17 protein-coding genes are annotated in these 16522 nt (G+C 63.8%); 11 read left to right on the top strand and 6 right to left on the bottom strand.

The genetic code is table 11. The features are described from left to right. Nucleotides 1–11: 11 nt before the first annotated feature. The 6 genes from EN824_RS14985 to EN824_RS14960 all read right to left on the bottom strand — a co-directional run bounded on the left by EN824_RS14985 (nt 12) and on the right by EN824_RS14960 (nt 4985). A complete protein-coding gene (locus EN824_RS14985; protein ID WP_245511693.1) occupies nt 12–425 on the bottom strand; it encodes an AraC family transcriptional regulator in 414 nt (137 codons plus the stop codon). A gap of 238 nt (nt 426–663) precedes the next feature. Then, nucleotides 664–1365: a hypothetical protein gene (locus EN824_RS35245; protein ID WP_189522179.1), complete on the bottom strand. Its 702-nt coding sequence runs from the start codon at nt 1363–1365 to the stop codon at nt 664–666. 344 nt (nt 1366–1709) lie between these two features. After that, entirely contained in the window at nt 1710–1904 is a 195-nt protein-coding gene (locus EN824_RS14975; protein ID WP_127280931.1) for a hypothetical protein, read from the bottom strand. A gap of 356 nt (nt 1905–2260) precedes the next feature. After that, nucleotides 2261–3223: a 3-keto-5-aminohexanoate cleavage protein gene (locus EN824_RS14970; RefSeq protein ID WP_127869839.1), complete on the bottom strand. Its 963-nt coding sequence runs from the start codon at nt 3221–3223 to the stop codon at nt 2261–2263. Next, nucleotides 3220–4167, bottom strand: coding sequence for a 3-hydroxyacyl-CoA dehydrogenase (locus tag EN824_RS14965; RefSeq protein WP_127275586.1), 948 nt, complete (start codon nt 4165–4167; stop codon nt 3220–3222). Before EN824_RS14965 ends, EN824_RS14970 begins: the two co-directional genes overlap by 4 nt. An 11-nt stretch (nt 4168–4178) precedes the next feature. Then, nucleotides 4179–4985 carry an SDR family oxidoreductase gene (locus EN824_RS14960; RefSeq protein ID WP_127275587.1) on the bottom strand — a complete coding sequence of 269 codons (807 nt, stop codon included), beginning with the start codon at nt 4983–4985 and terminating at the stop codon, nt 4179–4181. Here EN824_RS14960 and EN824_RS14955 point away from each other — a divergent pair. The 11 genes from EN824_RS14955 to nirD all read left to right on the top strand — a co-directional run bounded on the left by EN824_RS14955 (nt 4976) and on the right by nirD (nt 16521). After that, nucleotides 4976–5191, top strand: a complete 216-nt coding sequence (locus tag EN824_RS14955) for an FCD domain-containing protein (RefSeq protein ID WP_245512082.1) — start codon at nt 4976–4978, stop codon at nt 5189–5191. The genes EN824_RS14960 and EN824_RS14955 overlap by 10 nt on opposite strands. A 100-nt stretch (nt 5192–5291) precedes the next feature. Continuing rightward, nucleotides 5292–6755, top strand: a complete 1464-nt coding sequence (locus EN824_RS14950; protein WP_127275588.1) for a phosphatidylserine/phosphatidylglycerophosphate/cardiolipin synthase family protein — start codon at nt 5292–5294, stop codon at nt 6753–6755. A gap of 121 nt (nt 6756–6876) precedes the next feature. Beyond that, nucleotides 6877–7677, top strand: a complete 801-nt coding sequence (locus tag EN824_RS14945; RefSeq protein WP_127275589.1) for an endonuclease/exonuclease/phosphatase family protein — start codon at nt 6877–6879, stop codon at nt 7675–7677. Between the two features lie 108 nt (nt 7678–7785). After that, nucleotides 7786–8106 (top strand): hypothetical protein, encoded by a 321-nt coding sequence (locus EN824_RS14940; protein WP_127275590.1) that lies wholly within the window; start codon nt 7786–7788, stop codon nt 8104–8106. A gap of 144 nt (nt 8107–8250) precedes the next feature. Next, entirely contained in the window at nt 8251–8850 is a 600-nt protein-coding gene (locus EN824_RS14935) for an ANTAR domain-containing response regulator (protein ID WP_127275591.1), read from the top strand. 2 nt (nt 8851–8852) lie between these two features. Further along, on the top strand, nt 8853–10091 hold the full coding sequence (locus EN824_RS14930) for a CmpA/NrtA family ABC transporter substrate-binding protein (RefSeq protein ID WP_189522178.1): 1239 nt from the start codon (nt 8853–8855) through the stop codon (nt 10089–10091). Nucleotides 10092–10442: 351 nt separating this feature from the next. Further along, nucleotides 10443–11759, top strand: coding sequence for a CmpA/NrtA family ABC transporter substrate-binding protein (locus tag EN824_RS14925; RefSeq protein ID WP_127275593.1), 1317 nt, complete (start codon nt 10443–10445; stop codon nt 11757–11759). A 67-nt stretch (nt 11760–11826) separates the two neighbouring features. Further along, nucleotides 11827–12717, top strand: coding sequence for a nitrate ABC transporter permease (gene ntrB / locus EN824_RS14920; RefSeq protein ID WP_127275594.1), 891 nt, complete (start codon nt 11827–11829; stop codon nt 12715–12717). Nucleotides 12718–12727: 10 nt separating this feature from the next. Continuing rightward, a complete protein-coding gene (locus tag EN824_RS14915) occupies nt 12728–13525 on the top strand; it encodes an ABC transporter ATP-binding protein (RefSeq protein ID WP_127275595.1) in 798 nt (265 codons plus the stop codon). A gap of 4 nt (nt 13526–13529) precedes the next feature. Then, complete coding sequence (gene nirB / locus EN824_RS14910; protein WP_127275596.1) at nt 13530–15980, top strand: nitrite reductase large subunit NirB; 2451 nt, start codon at nt 13530–13532, stop codon at nt 15978–15980. A 211-nt stretch (nt 15981–16191) separates the two neighbouring features. Beyond that, nucleotides 16192–16521 (top strand): nitrite reductase small subunit NirD, encoded by a 330-nt coding sequence (nirD, locus tag EN824_RS14900; RefSeq protein ID WP_127275597.1) that lies wholly within the window; start codon nt 16192–16194, stop codon nt 16519–16521. Nucleotide 16522: the final 1 nt, after the last annotated feature.

The raw sequence follows: 16522 nt of genomic DNA, 5'->3' as shown, positions 1-16522 counted from the left end.
CAGCCTATCCGTCACCTGGTCTTCGAGATAAGCTTGTTCGAGCGCGACCGCAGTGGCGTTACATGCCGGTATTTCTTCATCATGGTGGTGAAATGGCTCTGGCTCGAGAAACCGCTGAGATGGGCAATGTCGGCGATCGCCAGGCTGCTCTCGGCAAGCAGTCTCTCCGCAAAATCCAGCCGCAGATCGAGAATATACTGATGCGGCGGCATCCCGAACGTCCGCGAGAAGGCCCGCACGAAGTGATAGGATGAAAGCCCGCAGACCGCGGCCATCTCGGAAATCGCCAGCTTGCGCGAGAAGTTCTCATCCAGGAAGTCCCGCACCTTGCCCGCACTGCTGGCGGAAAGCCCGCCTTTTACATTCGCCAGCGGCTGTCTCACCACATCCGCAATCCATCTTGGGGGGGCATCATCGCGCCGCACCGTTTCGGCCTCCTGAGGGGTCCCTGCGCAAGCCAAACCTTGGCGGCGTCCACGCGGTTCCCGGAAAAATAAATCGTGATGGACCAGTCTGGACCGCCATTACCGGGGGAATTGTCCGGGCCGGTGGAATTGTTCGAACAAGCCGGACGGACGGTGGTGAGGGCGAGCCGGCAAGAGATATCCCACTCCCCTCGACATCCATGCCGGTGGCAATCCTCGAAGCATCCGGGCGCATCGATCAATTTCTCGCCTCGACCATGGGCGCATTCGCGATGGACGTATTTTGCAGAACACCGATTTCCTTGCAGGAAATCCCGGTCTCCGAGCCCCGGGCACCTGATGGGGCGGCTTTGCCATACCGCGCGGCGCGGCTCTCCCGGCGAAGCCGTCCGGTTTTCTCTTGGACTCCTGGCCGTAATCGTTTCCGGTTGCAGGCGCAGAAGCGCCTCAGTTTCTGGCGGAAGCATAACCGGTTGGTGTCCTTCCCCTGTGTTTCTTCATGGCGGCGGCTAAATGACTTTGATCCGAAAACCCGGCGAGGATCGCCGATGTCGAACTCATGAGCAGCCAAAGCCGACGGTGCTTCGGAAGAGATGGAGACCAGGGCATTTTCCCTGGTCACGGACCAGGCAAGATTGCTGTCCACGCCGGCGGGATTGATGACGAGACACCCGACCGGCGCATCGTATTGCTGGAGCTTGTCGCTGCCGAGCGAGGCCCTCAACTTGCGTATGGGCGCAAGCACGATGCCTACGGAGTGTTCCTTGGCCGGGAATGCCTGCGAGCCTGGCCCGCGAACGGAATAGATCACGCTTCCTTGCGCGGTGGCCCTTCGCGGACCGGCACTTTCAGGAATGATGTCCAGGACGTATCGAGCTGTCCGCTCCCGATCGATGCCTCGGGAAACGCCGCTTTCCCGAGCCTCGTCCGCATTGTTCATTCGCGCTGCCTCAGCCGTATCGACGCTACTTCGAATACCCTTTTCCCGACCCGAACGCAGCGTAACGCACACACCTTGGCTTGGGAAGAACTCCCACGCGCAAAGAAAAATCTTTATTCGAGAAAGAAAAAAATGGCCAGCGAATAGGAGTTGACGAGCGTTCATTTTCGTCTGGCGCGAGGCCTCGTCATCCGGAGTTTCGCCGATCGGTCCTGACACGACCGGTCATGCGATTCTGTATTCTGGTCAACGACTGATTGAGGCCGTTGGCGCAGCCTGCGCGGATCATAACCTGTCCGCGAGATCGACGCCTGCGGTGTGGATCCGGTTATCGGCGGCCGCTGCTACAGATCACCGCGCCGTTTCTCGTACAGATCCCAGGCGAGTTCCACGAAAGCCAGAAGAACGTCGTCCCGATTCCAGCCGGCCGCCACCGCCGCCTGGACGATCTCATTGATGAGAGGCAGCAACTGCTCCTGGCATTCGGCCGACATATCGCCGTCGCCCGCGGGTGGCCCCCGGAAGTTGAAAGTCATCATTCGGCGCCCCCCTCGCCTTCAATCGAAGTGTTACATCGGTAATTTCATTCCCTCTGATATACAATAGATGTAGCACCAAAGAACAGGAAACCCCGGAGGACCAAAGCAGCACAGGACGATGCCGGATCACACCGGCTCTAAGCTTTCCTCTGGGTCAGGGTGGGCTTTCCCAAAGGGGACTCCATCGAAGCGTGATCGAGCAACTGCTCAGCGCTCGAACGACCGCCCGCCGCCAACAGGGCAGCAATGCTTCGCGGCGGAGGCTCTCGCGGTCGACGGCGCGCTTGCTGCCGCGCGTCGCCTCGTGACGGTTGACGACGCCACGCCGTCCCGGGAAAGCGCGGCAGCGGGCCGCGTCAGAAGGCGACCTGGTCGCCGCCCTTCAATGACAGGATTTCGCGCGCCTCGTCCGGTGTCGCCACTTCCATGCCAAGCCCTTCGATGATCTTGCGCGCCAGCACGACCTGCTCGGCATTCGATTTGGCGAGTTTGCCCTTGCCGGCCCACAGGCTGTCCTCCAGCCCGACGCGGATGTTGCCGCCAAGCGCCGCCGACTGCGCGGCGATGCGCAACTGGCTGGCGCCGGCGCCGAGCACCGACCAGCGAAACTGGTCGCCAAACAAGCGGTCGGCGGTGCGCTTCATATGGGCGACATCCTCCGGATGCGTGCCGATGCCCCCAAGCAGGCCGAACACCGACTGCACGAAGAAGGGCGGCTTCACCAGCCCGCGATCGGCGAAATGGGAAAGGTTGTAGAGATGCGCGATGTCGTAGCACTCGAACTCGAAGCGCGTGCCGTTGTCGTAGCAAGTCGCCAGAATGTATTCGATGTCCTTGAACGAATTGCGGAAGACGAGATCGCGCGTCGCTTCCAGATGCGGCTTTTCCCAGTCGAATTTGAAGGTCTCGTATTTGTCGGCGAGATGGTAGAGCCCGAAATTGATCGAACCCATGTTGAGCGAGGCCACTTCCGGTTTGAACTGAGCGGCCGGCTTCACCCGCTCCTCGACCTTCATGTAGGGACTGCCGCCGGTGGTGATGTTGATGGCGGCATTGGTGCCTTGCTTGACGCGCGGCAGGAAGCGGGCAAACGCCTCCGGCGTCTGGTCGGGCCTGCCGGTCTCGGGATCGCGGGCATGCAGGTGCAGGATTGCCGCTCCCGCCTCGGCCGCCGCGATCGCTTCCGACGCGATCTGGTCCGGCGTGATCGGCAGATAGGGCGACATGGTCGGCGTGTGGATCGCTCCGGTCACCGCGCAGGTGATGATGACCTTGCCCCTGGCCACCGTGGCGCCGGGCTTGCGGCTGGTTTCTTTCATTGTCCGAACTCCTGATCCGATTTCTTCTTGTGCGCCGCCAGCGCCATCAGCCGGCGATCGCGCCACACTTGCCGCTCGCCTAGTTTTTCCCTCGGCAGGCGTTTGCCGCGCTCGGCCTCGACCGTCTCCATCACCTCGCCCGCCCAGTCGATCCGGCGCAACATCTGCGGGAAGATGTTGGAATAGATGCCCTGGTAACGCTCGACATAGTCGCGCACGCCGCCGGGCGCGTTGAGGTCGATGGTCTCGAACGGTCCCATGAAGGACCAGCGCAGCGCCAGCCCGTCGCGGATGCCGATATCGACGTCCTCGACGCTGGCATAGCCGTCGGCGACGAGCCGGAACGCTTCCTCCAGCAACGCGCCCTGCAGGCGGTTCATGATGAACCCGTCGAGTTCGCGCTTCATCACCAGCGGCGCATGGCCGGCCTCGATGAGGAAGGCGCGTGTTCTTTCGAGCGTCTCGGCCGATGTCCACGGCGCTGGCACGACCTCGGCGGCGGGAATGAGGTAGGGCGGATTGATCGGATGCACGACAAGGCAGCGATGCCGCCCTTGCAAATGGTCGGTGAATTTCGACGGCAACAGCGCCGAGCTGGAACTGGCGATCACCGCTCGCGGATCGGCAGCAGAGTCGATCAGCGAAAACACCTCACGCTTGACCTCGAGATTTTCCGGCGTGTTCTCCTGGACATGGATCGCGCCGGCCAGCGCCTCGCCGAGTTCGGCGGCAACAGTGATGCGATCGAGCACGGTGGCGGCGGACTGTCCCCGCAGCAGGTCGTTGGCAGCGAGATCGCCGAGCACACCGGCTATGTAGTCGCGCGCGCCGCCGGTCGCGGCGCGGGACTGGTCCCACATGCGGACGTCATGACCGGCGCGCGCGAAACTGATCGCCCAGGCCCGCCCGATGAATCCGCTGCCGACGATCGCAACCTGTGCCATGGATCTTGCCCTCAAAGTGTTTCGACATTGCCGTCGACGCCGAGCGACTGGCCGGAAATGTTTATCCCCGCATCCGAAAGCAGGAAGGCGACCATCGAGGCGACATCATAAGGGCTGGTCATGCGGCGCAGCGAGATGTTCTGCAGATAGCGCCCGGTCATTTCTTCGTGGCTGATGCCGATCTGCCTGGCGCGCGCCGAGATGACGCCCTCGATGCGGGGACCCTCGATGATGCCGGGCAGGATGGCATTGACCCTGATGCCGTGCGGCCCGAGCTCCTTGGCAAGGCTCTGTGTGAAGCCGATCACGCCGAACTTGGCGGCCGAGTAAGGCGTGCGGAAAGCATAGCCGTGGCGGCCGGCGGCCGACGACATCGAGACGATCGAGCCGCCTCCCGCCGCCTTGATCATCGGCACGGCGCGCCGCGCGCACAGGAACTGGCCGGTCAGGCAGACATCGAGACAGCGCCGCCAGTCGTTCGGCTCGATCTCGTCGACGCCGCCGGTCGGGCCGGCAATGCCGGCATTGTTGATCAGGGCATCGAGCCCGCCGAGCTTTTCGGCGACCGTCTCGAACAGCCGGTCGACGTCGTCTTCGTGTGAGACGTCGGCCTTGACCGCGGCCACCAGATCGATCTTGCCGGGAGCGGCAGCCAGCGCCTCGTCGGACACGTCGCAGACGACGATGCGCGCCCCGAGCCGCGACAGCGTGTCGGCGATGGCGAAACCAATGCCGCCGGCGCCTGCTGTCACCAGCACGCGCTGTCCATTGAGGCCGGCCAGAAATTCCGCCGCCGTTTCAGGTGCCTTTGTGCTCATCGTCCGTCCTTCCCATCGAGAACCTGTGGCTGCAGATCAGCCCCTATTTCAACATGCTGCACGATTCGGGAAACTATTCGACCGCCAACGAACATCATCAGGAGATGTTCGCGGCCCTGTGTGATCACGACGGCGACGCCGTCAAGGCCGCGGTGCGCGCCGATATCGACGCCGCTTTCAATGTCCTGGTTGGCTTGCTCAAATAACCGTGCGCCGGCCGTTCTCTCACCGGCGGAGCCCAATGGGTGAGTGTGGAAATCGCCGGCTGCATTGCCTTCCGCGGGCGCTCGCTGGATAGTCCTGGCAATGTTCGAGACCCTGGCGATTCACTGGCCCCAAATACTGGCGATCATCTCGGTGGTGATGGCGACCATCGGCATTGCCCATGCCGTCATGACCAAGGAGGACGTCCGCGCCGCCACCGGCTGGGTCGGCATCATGGTGCTGTCGCCGATTCTCGGCGTGCTGATCTATGCCGTGGCCGGCATCAACCGCATCCGCCGCGCCACGATCAGCGCGCAGCGCCCGCTTGCCGAGGGCCTGGTGTCGGCCAAGCATGAGCGCGACGTCGCCGCCGAAGAGGCGCTGATCATCGAGCGCTATGGACAGCGGTTCACCGGCCTCAGAACGCTGGGCGACAGGGTGGCGCGGCGCGCGCTCAACCCGGGAAATGCAATCGACGTGCTGGAAAGCGGCGACGAGGCCTACCCCGCCATGTGCGCGGCGATCGACGGGGCCGAGCGCAGCGTCCTGCTCGAGACCTATATTTTCGACAATGACGCGGTCGGCCTGCTTTTCGTCGAAGCGCTGGCCGGCGCTGTCCAGCGCGGCGTCACCGTGCGTGTGCTGATCGATGCCGTCGGCGCCCGCTACTCCGTCCCCAGCATCCTGGGGCATCTGCGTCGCGCCAACATCACGGCGGATGTTTTCAACGGCAACATCGTCATGGGCCTGCGCTTGCCCTATGCCAATCTGCGGACCCACCGCAAGATCCTGGTGGTCGACGGCACGGTTGCCTTTACCGGCGGCATGAACATCCGCAAGGGTTTTTCAGCGGAGTTCGCCGGGTCGAACAGCGCCCAGGACACGCATTTCCAGGTCACCGGACCCGTTGTCGCCGATCTCTTCTCGGTCGCCGCGGAAGACTGGCGCTTCGCCACCAAGGAGGCGCTGAAGGGCGATGCCTGGCGGATCACACCGGTTTCACCGCCCGCTGGCCAGCCGATGCTGGTGCGTGCGGTTGCATCCGGGCCGGACGCCAGCAACGAAACCAACCACAAACTGATGATCGGCGCCTTCTCGGTCGCGCGCAAGTCGATACGCCTGATGTCGCCCTATTTCCTGCCGGACCGGGAACTGATCAGCGCCCTGGTTACCGCGGCCAGGCGCGGCGTCGAGATCGATGTCGTGGTGCCGGCGGTGAACAACCTCTTCCTCGTCGACCGCGCCATGACCGCCCAATTCGACCAGATCCTGAAGAATTATTGCCGCATATGGCGCACGGAAGGCCCCTTCGATCATTCCAAGCTGCTTTCGATCGACGGCGTATGGGCTTATGTCGGGTCCTCCAACCTCGATGCACGTTCGCTGCGGCTCAACTTCGAGATCGATCTGGAGGTCCTCGACGCGGGTTTTGCCACCGAGATCGAGACCCGGATCGGATCGGCGATCGAAACGGCCGTTCCAGTGACGCTGGCCTCCTTGCGCGCGCGGCCCTTCATCATCCGCCTGTTTGACCGCATCCTCTGGCTGGGATCGCCCTATCTCTGAGAAATCCTGTCTTTAACAAAATGACGTGTTTGCCCGATAGCGTGTCGCCAACCATGGAACATCGGCCGAATGACTCTATTTCTAGGTGCATGATGAGAACGGCAGGGATGATGGGCACGCTATGCGAATGAATGGGCGCAGCCTGCCGGCCAGCATGCTCCTGTCCATTCGCGACAGGCGGATGCGCAAGGCCAACGCCTTGTCGCCGAAGAAGGACGGCGTCACCGGGACGCTGGTCGCCTCCTACAACGTCCACAAATGCATCGGCGTCGACCGCAAGTTCGATCCCGACCGCACCAGCCGCGTCATCCGCGAGATCGCCCCCGACGTCATCGCCCTGCAGGAGGCCGACAATCGCTTCGGCGATCGCGACGGGCTCCTCGACCTGCACCGTCTTGAACTGGAAACCGGCCTCGTGCCTGTGCCCATTTCCGCAACGGGCAAAGGCCATGGCTGGCACGGCAATGTCCTGCTGTTCAAAAGGGGCGTCGTTCGCGACGTGCATCAGATCAGGCTTCCAGGTCTCGAACCCCGCGGTGCCGTGGTGGCCGAGATCGATCTCGACGGGAACCAGTCCTTGCGCATCATCGCGGCCCATCTGGGGTTGCTGCGCCGCTCCCGCTCGCAGCAGGCCCAGGTCGTGCTTGATATCATGAACAGCCCCGACGAGAAGCCGACGCTCCTGCTCGGCGATCTGAACGAATGGCGGCTCGGAAACCGCTCCGCGCTGAACACGCTGCACGCAACCTTCGGCCCGCAGCCGCCAGCAGTCCCCACCTTCCCGTCCAACCTGCCGCTGCTGGCACTCGACCGGATCATGGCCAACCGGCACGGCATGATCGCGACCGTCGAAGCGCATGACACGCCGCTGTCGCGCGTGGCCTCCGACCATCTGCCGCTGACCGCCTTCGTTCGCCTGTAGCATGTGGCCGATAACACCTTGATGTCGCCGGCGTCGCAAAGCGTGTGGATTCGAGCGGAACACCCGGTTCTTCAGCGAGTTTATGTGTTGAATATACAGGAGGATGGAATGAAAAAGTTGATTTTGGCCTCGGTGCTGGCATTCGCCGCGACAGCGGCAGCGATGGCGCCAACCCAAGCCGCCAGCCTGACTATCCAGTCCGACGACGGCGGCCAATATTCCTCGGATGACGATTCCGGAATCGTCGTTCGCCGTCATCATATGCGCCACTATGACAACGAGTATGACGGCGACCAGAACGCTCAGTACGATGACTACGACAATGGCGGCTACCGCTGGCGCCACCACCATCACCGCTGCCACACGGAAACGATTGTGCATTGGCGCCACCACCACAGAGTGTTCGAGGACGTTCGCGTCTGCGGCTGAGGTCGCTCCGTCTCCTGATCCAACCGTCTCCTGATCCAACCCTTGGCGGGTTGCCGCCAAGGATAGCCGTTGACAGCCGTCGCCTCCCGCCGACGCCGCCATTGCCGCATTGCACAAATTTCCGAGCGTGCCCACAATGCGGGCATGATCCGAACTTCACTCGCCGTCTTGGTGATCGACGAAAACCGCATCCGTGCCTCGATAATCGAGGCTGGCTTGCGCGAGGCGGGCCATCAGCGGGTCACCGTCATCCATGACGTCAGTGGCATTGCGCGCCGCATCGCCGAGATCGAGCCCGACGTCATCGTCATCGATCTGGAAAACCCCAACCGCGACATGCTGGAAAACATGTTCCAGCTGTCACGTGCGGTAAAGCGGCCGATCGCCATGTTCGTCGACCGCTCCGACCAGGCCTCGATCGAGGCCGCGGTCGATGCCGGCGTTTCGGCCTATGTCGTCGACGGGTTGAGGCAGGAGCGCGTCAAGCCGATCCTCGACATGGCGGTGAGCCGCTTCAACGCTTTCTCGCGCATGGCGCGCGAACTGGACGAGGCGCGCAGCGAGCTCGAGAGCCGCAAGGTGATCGACCGCGCCAAGGGCATCCTGATGAAATCGCGCGGCCTGAGCGAAGAGGCCGCCTATATGCTGCTGCGCAAGACGGCGATGAACCAGAACCGCAAGATCAGCGATATCGCCCAGAGCCTGGTGACTGCCGCCGGGCTTCTCGGACCGGGGGACGAATAGACATGGGCGCCGAGCATCAGATCACCGCCGGCTTCATGCCGCTTTTCGATAGCGCCGTCCTGGTGGCAGCCGGCGAACTGGGCTTTGCCGCGCGCGAAGGCATCGATCTGGCGCTGCACCGCGAGACCTCCTGGGCCAACATCCGCGACCGCATCGCCATCGGCCATTTCGACCTTGCGCACATGCTGGGACCGATGCCGCTTGCCTGCAATCTTGGCCTCACCCCCCTCGCCTCCGAGACCATCGTGCCCTTTTCGCTGGGGCTCGGTGGCAACTGCGTCACCATCTCCAACGCCGTCTGGGCCGGCATGGCGGCGCACGGCGCCGTACCCGATCTCGATCCGGCTCGCGCCGGCGCGGCCCTCGGTGCGTTCATCCGCGAGCGGGCGGCCGCCGGCCGCGAGGCGCTGCGCTTTGCCGTCGTGCACCCGCATTCCGGGCACAATTACGAACTGCGCTACTGGCTTGCCGCCTGCGGCATCGATCCAGAGCGGCAGATCGAGATCGTGATTGTGCCGCCGCCCTTCATGGCCGACGCGCTGGCCACTGGGCGCATCGACGGCTATTGCGTCGGCGAACCCTGGAACAGCGCCGCGGTGGCGGCCGGCACCGGCCATATCGTCACCGTGAAGGCGCTGCTCTGGCGCAACAGCCCGGAAAAGGTCATCGGCGCGCGCAAGGCCTGGGCCGAGCAAAATCCCGAGGCCCTGGCTGCACTGCTGCGCGCATTGCATCACTCGGCGTGCTGGTGCCAGGACCCTGCAAATCGCGCCGAACTGGCGGCGCTGATGGCGCAGCCCGGCTTCCTTGGCCAGGAGGCGGCCGTTCAGATGCCGATCCTGACCGGGCATCTGCAGCTCGGCGGCGGCGCACAGCGGGCCGTCGAGGACTTCTTCGTGCCTTTCGACAAGGCCGCCAATTTCCCCTGGAAGAGCCATGCGCTGTGGTTCTACACCCAGATGGTGCGCTGGGGTCATGTCGCGCACACGCCGGAGAATCTCGCCATCGCCCGCGACTGCTACCGGCCCGACCTTTACCGGTCGGCGCTGAAGCCGCTCGGCGTCGCGCTGCCGGGCGCCAATGCCAAGGTCGAGGGTGCGCTGAAGGTGGCGACGCCGGTGGGCTCGGCGGGCGCCAGCCTGGTGCTCGGCCCGGACGGCTTCTTCAACGGCCAGATCTTCGATCCGGACGAGATCGACGCCTATGTCGACAGCCAAAAAACGACCCTCGGAGAAGCCTGATCATTTCTGCGCCATCCTTGTGCATTGCACAAAAATTATGCGCCCCTGTAGGCAAGGTGATCAATGTTTGACCCCAATCGCGGTGGATCGAGTTGCCGCGTGATGCTCCGATCCCACTGAATTCATTTGATGTTTTCTTCCAGAAGGAAACTGGCACGGTTCCTGCATTGAAATGAGCGAGCCCTTCTCGGGCAACGGAACAGGCGTCCAATGGCGGGCGCCACAGGCAAAGCTGCCGCTCAGGCCACTGCGCAATCCCCAGGGATGCGCGAAGGCCTGGACGGCGGCTTTTTTGTTTTTGGCCGAACACGCAATCGACGGCGCTTCCAAGGCGCTCAACCGGAGACGACGATGACGAAACGGATCGGAACTGGCACATCCCTCAAGGATTTCACCCGCCGTGATTTTCTGGCCAGCAGCGCGCTGACGGCGGGACTGTTTATTGCCGCAAGGTCATTGTTTCCTGCGGGCGCCCATGCCGAAGGCAAAGGTCCCGAAGTGACCGGCGCCAAGCTCGGCTTCATCGCGCTGACCGATGCCGCGCCTCTGATCATCGCCAGGGAGAAGGGCCTGTTCGCGAAATTCGGCATGCCTGATGTCGAGGTGCTCAAGCAGGCCTCCTGGGGGGCGACGCGAGACAATCTGATGCTCGGCGGCGAAGCCAACGGCATCGACGGCGCCCACATCCTGACGCCGATGCCTTATCTCATGCACACCGGCAAGGTGACGCAGAACAACCAGCCGCTGCCGATGGCAGTCGTCGCTCGCCTCAACTACGATTGCCAGGGCATTTCAGTAGCCCAGGAGTATGCCGCCACCGGCGTCGGCCTCGATGCCTCCAAGCTGAAGGACGCCTTCGCCGCCAAGAAGGCGGCAGGCAAGGAGGTCAAGGCCGCCATGACCTTCCCGGGCGGCACACATGATCTGTGGCTGCGCTACTGGCTGGCCGCCGGCGGCATCAACCCCGACAAGGACGTCTCGACCATCGTCGTGCCGCCGCCGCAGATGGTGGCCAACATGAAGGTCGGCAACATGGACGTGTTCTGCGTCGGCGAACCGTGGAACGAACAGCTCGTCCACCAGGGCGTCGGCTTCACCGCCGCCACGACCGGCGAGATCTGGAAGGGTCATCCGGAAAAGGCGCTCGGCCTGCGCGCCGCCTTCATCGAGAAATACCCGAACGCCACCAAGGCGATCGTCATGGCGGTGATGGCGGCACAGCAATGGTGCGACGCCAAGGAGAACAAGGACGAGATGGCCGCCATCATCGGCAAGCGGCAATGGATGAACGTGCCTGTCGCCGACATCGTCGGCCGCCTCAAGGGCGACATCAACTACGGCAACGGCCGGGTCGCCACCGCCACCGACCTCTACATGAAATTCTGGAAGGGCGGCGTCTCCTACCCATTCAAGAGCCACGACAGCTGGTTCCTCGCCGAGAACATCCGCTGGGGCAAGTTCGCGCCGACCACCGACATCAAGGCGCTGGTCGACCAGGTCAACCGCGAGGATATCTGGCGCGAGGCGGCCAAGGAACTCGGTGTCGCGGCAAGCGACATCCCGGCCTCGTCTTCGCGCGGCGTCGAGACTTTCTTCGACGGCAAGACTTTCGATCCGGCCAACCCCTCGGCTTATCTCGACAGCCTGACGATCAAGGCATCGGCCTAGTCAGGCCAAACGGCATTTCGCCGTCTCTCGTTCAGTTCGACCAGACGCCACGGAGTTTTCCCAGGACATGTCCATCCAAGCCATCGAGGACACCAAGGTAAAAGCATTCCCGGCCAAGCCGGCCGAGGTGGTCGCCTTCACCGCCAAGACGCGGCGGCGCATTGATCTGGTATCGATCGCAGGCAAGGTCGCCAGCGCCCTCGTCCCGCCCGCCATCGTCATCGCCCTTCTGCTCGTCGTCTGGCAGGTCGCCTGCTCGTCGCCGACGGCAAGCCTGCCGCCGCCGAGCCAGGTATGGAACGAAGCCTATGACCTGATCGCGCATCCGTTCTTCGACAACGGCCCCCAGGACATCGGTCTTGCCTGGCGGGTGCTGATCTCGCTGCAGCGCGTCGCCATCGGCTTCGGCATGGCGGCGGTGGTCGGCGTCGCGCTCGGCGCGCTGGTCGGTCAGTCGGTCTGGGCGATGCGCGGCCTCGATCCGGTGTTCCAGATCCTGCGCACCGTGCCGCCGCTCGCCTGGCTGCCACTGTCGCTCGCCGCCTTCCGCGACTCCAATCCATCGGCGCTGTTCGTGATCTTCATCACCTCGATCTGGCCGGTCATCATCAACACCGCCGTCGGCGTGCGCAACATCCCGCAGGACTACCGCAACGTCGCCCGCATCCTGCGGCTGAACCAGCTCGAATTCTTCGTCAAGATCATGGTGCCGGCCGCGGCGCCTTACATCTTCACCGGCTTGAGGATCGGCATCGGCCTATCCTGGCTTGCCATCGTCGCAGCCGAAATGCTGACCGGCGGCGTCGGCATCGGCTTCTTCATCTGGGACGCGTGGAACTCGTCACGGCTGCCCGACATCATCGTCGCGCTCGCCTATATCGGCGTCACCGGCTTCTGCCTCGACCGCCTGGTCGCGGCGGTCGGCGCCTTTGTCACCCGCGGCACGACGGCAAAGTGAGGACAGCGCCATGACCGCCTATCTCAAACTCGACCACATCGACAAATCCTTCGCGCGTGGCGGCCAGGTCAGCGAGGTGCTGAGGGACATCAGGCTGACCATCCACAAGGGTGAATTCGTCTCCATCATAGGTCATTCGGGTTGCGGCAAGTCGACCTTGCTCAACCTGATCGCCGGCTTGACCAAGATTTCCGCCGGCGCCGTGCTTTTGGAAGACAAGGAAGTCGACAGCCCCGGCCCCGAACGTGCCGTAGTGTTCCAGAACCATTCGCTGTTGCCGTGGCTGACCGTCTACGAAAACATCAACCTGGCGGTGTCGAAAGTCTTCGGCCGTTCGAAGAGCAAGGCCGAGCGGCATGACTGGATCATGCGCAATCTCGACCTCGTGCAGATGGCGCATGCAAGCGACAAGCGCCCGGCCGAAATCTCCGGCGGCATGAAGCAGCGCGTCGGCATCGCACGGGCGTTGGCCATGGAGCCCAAGATCCTGCTGCTCGACGAGCCGTTCGGAGCTCTCGACGCGCTGACGCGCGCCCATCTGCAGGACGCCGTGATGGATATCCATTCCAGACTCGGCTCGACGACGATCATGATCACCCATGACGTCGACGAGGCGGTGCTGCTGTCCGACCGCATCGTCATGATGACCAACGGTCCGGCCGCGACCATCGGCGAAGTGCTTCCCGTGCCGCTGGCGCGGCCACGCCGGCGCATCGAACTTGCTTCCGACCGCACCTTCCTGCGCTGCCGCGAGGCGGTGCTGAAATTCCTCTACGAACGCCACCGCTTCGTCGAAGCCGCGGAGTAACGCCATGACCGAAAAACTCGTCATCATCGGCAACGGCATGGCCCCCGGGCGCATGCTGGAGCATCTGCTGGAGCAGGCGCCGGGCCGCTACGCCGTCACCATCTTCAACGCCGAGCCGCGCGTGAACTACGACCGCATCATGCTGTCGCCGGTTCTCTCAGGCGAGAAGGCCTATGAGGAAATCATCATCCATGGCGACGGCTGGTACATCAAGCACGGCATCACCCTCTACAAGGGCCACAAGATCGTGGCCATCGACCGCACGGCGAAGACGATCACCTCCGACCATGGCGTCACCGAGCCCTACGACAAGCTCGTCATCGCCACCGGCTCGGTGCCGTTCATCATCCCGGTGCCGGGCCACAATCTGCCGGGCGTACTGACCTATCGCGACCTGGACGACGTCCAGGCAATGATGCTCGCCGCCCAGTCGCGGGCCAAGGCCGTGGTCATCGGCGGCGGCCTGCTCGGATTGGAGGCGGCGGCCGGCCTCAACGCGCAAGGCATGGACGTCACCGTGCTGCATGTCATGCCGACGCTGATGGAGCGCCAACTCGATCCGGCCGCCGGCTATCTCCTGCAGCGCGCGGTGGAGGAGCGCGGCATCAAGGTCATCACCAAGGCCAACACCCAGGCGATTACGGGCAATGGCAAGGTCGAGCAGGTGGAACTCGCCGACGGCACCATCATCCCGGCGACGCTGGTGGTGATGGCGGTCGGCATCAGGCCCAACGCCGCGCTGGCCAAGGATGCAGGCGTTGCCGTCAACAGAGGCATCGTTGTCGATGCCGGCATGCGCAGCAACGACCCCGACATCTTCGCGCTCGGCGAATGCGCCGAGGTGGGCGGCATGGTTTATGGGCTGGTGGCGCCGCTCTACGAGATGGCGCGTGTTGCCGCTCATCAGCTTGCCGGCGACGAGACAGCTGCCTTCGTCCACATGGACACGCCGACCAAGCTCAAGGTCACCGGCATCGACCTCTTTTCGCTCGGCGACTTCGCCGACGGCGACGACCGCCAGGAGATCGTGCTGCGCGATGCTTCCGCCGGCGTCTACAAACGCCTGGTGCTCAAGGACGACCGCATCATCGGCACGGTGCTTTATGGCGAGACATCGGACGGCGCCTGGTTCAACGACCTGAAGAAGAAACAAACCGACATATCGCAAATGCGCGATACGTTGATCTTCGGCCAGTCCTACCAGGGGGGTACCCCGCTGGACCCTATGGCGGCCGTTGCAGCCTTGCCGGATGATGCGGAAATCTGCGGCTGCAACGGCGTTTGCAAGGGCAAGATCACGGGCGCGATCACGGGCAAGGGCCTGACTTCGCTCGACGACGTGCGCGCCCACACCAAGGCGTCGGCCTCCTGCGGCTCCTGCACCGGGCTGGTCGAAAAGCTGATGGTGTTGACCCTCGGCGACACCTACAACCCGGCCGCCGTACAGCCCATGTGCTCCTGCACCACGTTCGGCCATGACGAGGTGCGCCGGCTGATCAAGGCCAAGGCGCTGAAGACCATTCCGGCGGTCATGCAGGAACTGGAGTGGAAGACCTCCTGCGGCTGCGCCAAATGCCGGCCGGCGCTCAACTACTACCTCGTCTGCGACTGGCCTGACGACTACGCCGACGACTACCAGTCGCGCTTCATCAACGAGCGCGTCCACGCCAACATCCAGAAGGACGGCACCTATTCGGTGGTGCCGCGCATGTGGGGCGGCGTGACCAACGCCGCCGAACTGCGCGCCATCGCCGACGTCGTCGACAAGTTCGAGATCCCGATGGTCAAGGTCACTGGCGGCCAGCGCATCGACATGCTCGGCATCCGCAAGGAGGATTTGCCGGCGGTGTGGGCCGATCTCGGCCAGGCCGGCTTCGTTTCCGGCCATGCTTACGCCAAGGGGCTGCGCACGGTGAAGACCTGCGTCGGCTCGGACTGGTGCCGCTTCGGCACGCAGGATTCGACCGGTCTCGGCATTCGCATCGAGAAATTCATGTGGGGCTCGTGGACCCCCGCCAAGGTCAAGATGGCGGTGTCGGGTTGTCCGCGCAACTGCGCCGAGGCGACGTGCAAGGATGTCGGCGTGATCTGCGTCGACAGCGGCTACGAGATCCACTTCGCCGGTGCCGCCGGTCTCGATATCAAGGGCACGGAAGTGCTCGGCCTGGTCAGGACCGAGGACGAGGCGCTGGAGCACATCGTGGCGCTGACGCAGATGTATCGCGAGCAAGGCCGATACCTCGAGCGCATCTACAAATGGGCCAAGCGCATCGGCATAGCCGAGGTCAAGCGCCAGATCATGGACGATGGCGAGAAGCGTCGAGCCTATTACGAGCGCTTCGTCTTTTCGCAGAAGTTTGCCCAGGTCGATCCGTGGTCCGAGCGCGTCTCCGGCAAGGACAAGCACGAGTTCCGGCCGATGGCTTCGGTCGGGTTTGCGCAGGCGGCGGAGTGATGGAGATGTCAGCGCGAGCCACCCCCCTCTGGCCTGCCGGCCATCTCCCCCTCAAGGGGGGAGATCGATCACCATGGCGGCCTTCGCCAATTGTCGACGTTGCAGAATGGGCGGTGAGCCTGAAGCTGCCAATCTCCCCCCTTGAGGGGGAGATGTCCGGCAGGACAGAGGGGGGCGCCTGGGCGCGATCCTATCAAGCAAAGGCAGTGCTATGAACTGGATCGCCATCGGCACCCTCTCCGACATTCCCCGGCGGGGCGCGCGTTGCGTCGCCACACCACAAGGCAAGATCGCCGTCTTCCGCACAGCGGACGACGCGGTCTTCGCCATCGAGGACCACTGCCCTCACAAGGGCGGACCGCTGAGCCAGGGCATCATCCATGGCGCGGCCGTGACGTGCCCTCTGCACAATTGGGTCATCTCGCTGGAGACGGGCAAGGCGCTTGGCGCCGACGAAGGCGCCGTGCGCACCATTCCCGTGAAGCGGGAAGGCGAGCGCCTGTTCATTGCGCTGGAAGCGCTGGCCAGCCGCGCCGCCTGAC

It is taken from the genome of Mesorhizobium sp. M8A.F.Ca.ET.181.01.1.1 (genome assembly GCF_004792025.1).
Classification (GTDB): Bacteria; Pseudomonadota; Alphaproteobacteria; order Rhizobiales; family Rhizobiaceae; genus Mesorhizobium.
The sequence above is the reverse complement of the archived record's forward strand: the minus strand, read 5'-3'. Positions and strand labels throughout refer to the sequence as shown.

Bases quoted from the DNA above. Each gene is read 5' to 3' on its own strand.
- EN824_RS35245 (WP_189522179.1), bottom strand. From the start codon at position 1,365: ATGAACAATGCGGACGAGGCTCGGGAAAGCGGCGTTTCCCGAGGCATC.
- EN824_RS14975 (WP_127280931.1), bottom strand. From the start codon at position 1,904: ATGATGACTTTCAACTTCCGGGGGCCACCCGCGGGCGACGGCGATATG.
- EN824_RS14970 (WP_127869839.1), bottom strand. From the start codon at position 3,223: ATGAAAGAAACCAGCCGCAAGCCCGGCGCCACGGTGGCCAGGGGCAAG.
- EN824_RS14965 (WP_127275586.1), bottom strand. From the start codon at position 4,167: ATGGCACAGGTTGCGATCGTCGGCAGCGGATTCATCGGGCGGGCCTGG.
- EN824_RS14960 (WP_127275587.1), bottom strand. From the start codon at position 4,985: ATGAGCACAAAGGCACCTGAAACGGCGGCGGAATTTCTGGCCGGCCTC.
- EN824_RS14950 (WP_127275588.1), top strand. From the start codon at position 5,292: ATGTTCGAGACCCTGGCGATTCACTGGCCCCAAATACTGGCGATCATC.
- EN824_RS14945 (WP_127275589.1), top strand. From the start codon at position 6,877: ATGCGAATGAATGGGCGCAGCCTGCCGGCCAGCATGCTCCTGTCCATT.
- EN824_RS14940 (WP_127275590.1), top strand. From the start codon at position 7,786: ATGAAAAAGTTGATTTTGGCCTCGGTGCTGGCATTCGCCGCGACAGCG.
- EN824_RS14935 (WP_127275591.1), top strand. From the start codon at position 8,251: ATGATCCGAACTTCACTCGCCGTCTTGGTGATCGACGAAAACCGCATC.
- EN824_RS14930 (WP_189522178.1), top strand. From the start codon at position 8,853: ATGGGCGCCGAGCATCAGATCACCGCCGGCTTCATGCCGCTTTTCGAT.
- EN824_RS14925 (WP_127275593.1), top strand. From the start codon at position 10,443: ATGACGAAACGGATCGGAACTGGCACATCCCTCAAGGATTTCACCCGC.
- ntrB (WP_127275594.1), top strand. From the start codon at position 11,827: ATGTCCATCCAAGCCATCGAGGACACCAAGGTAAAAGCATTCCCGGCC.
- EN824_RS14915 (WP_127275595.1), top strand. From the start codon at position 12,728: ATGACCGCCTATCTCAAACTCGACCACATCGACAAATCCTTCGCGCGT.
- nirB (WP_127275596.1), top strand. From the start codon at position 13,530: ATGACCGAAAAACTCGTCATCATCGGCAACGGCATGGCCCCCGGGCGC.
- nirD (WP_127275597.1), top strand. From the start codon at position 16,192: ATGAACTGGATCGCCATCGGCACCCTCTCCGACATTCCCCGGCGGGGC.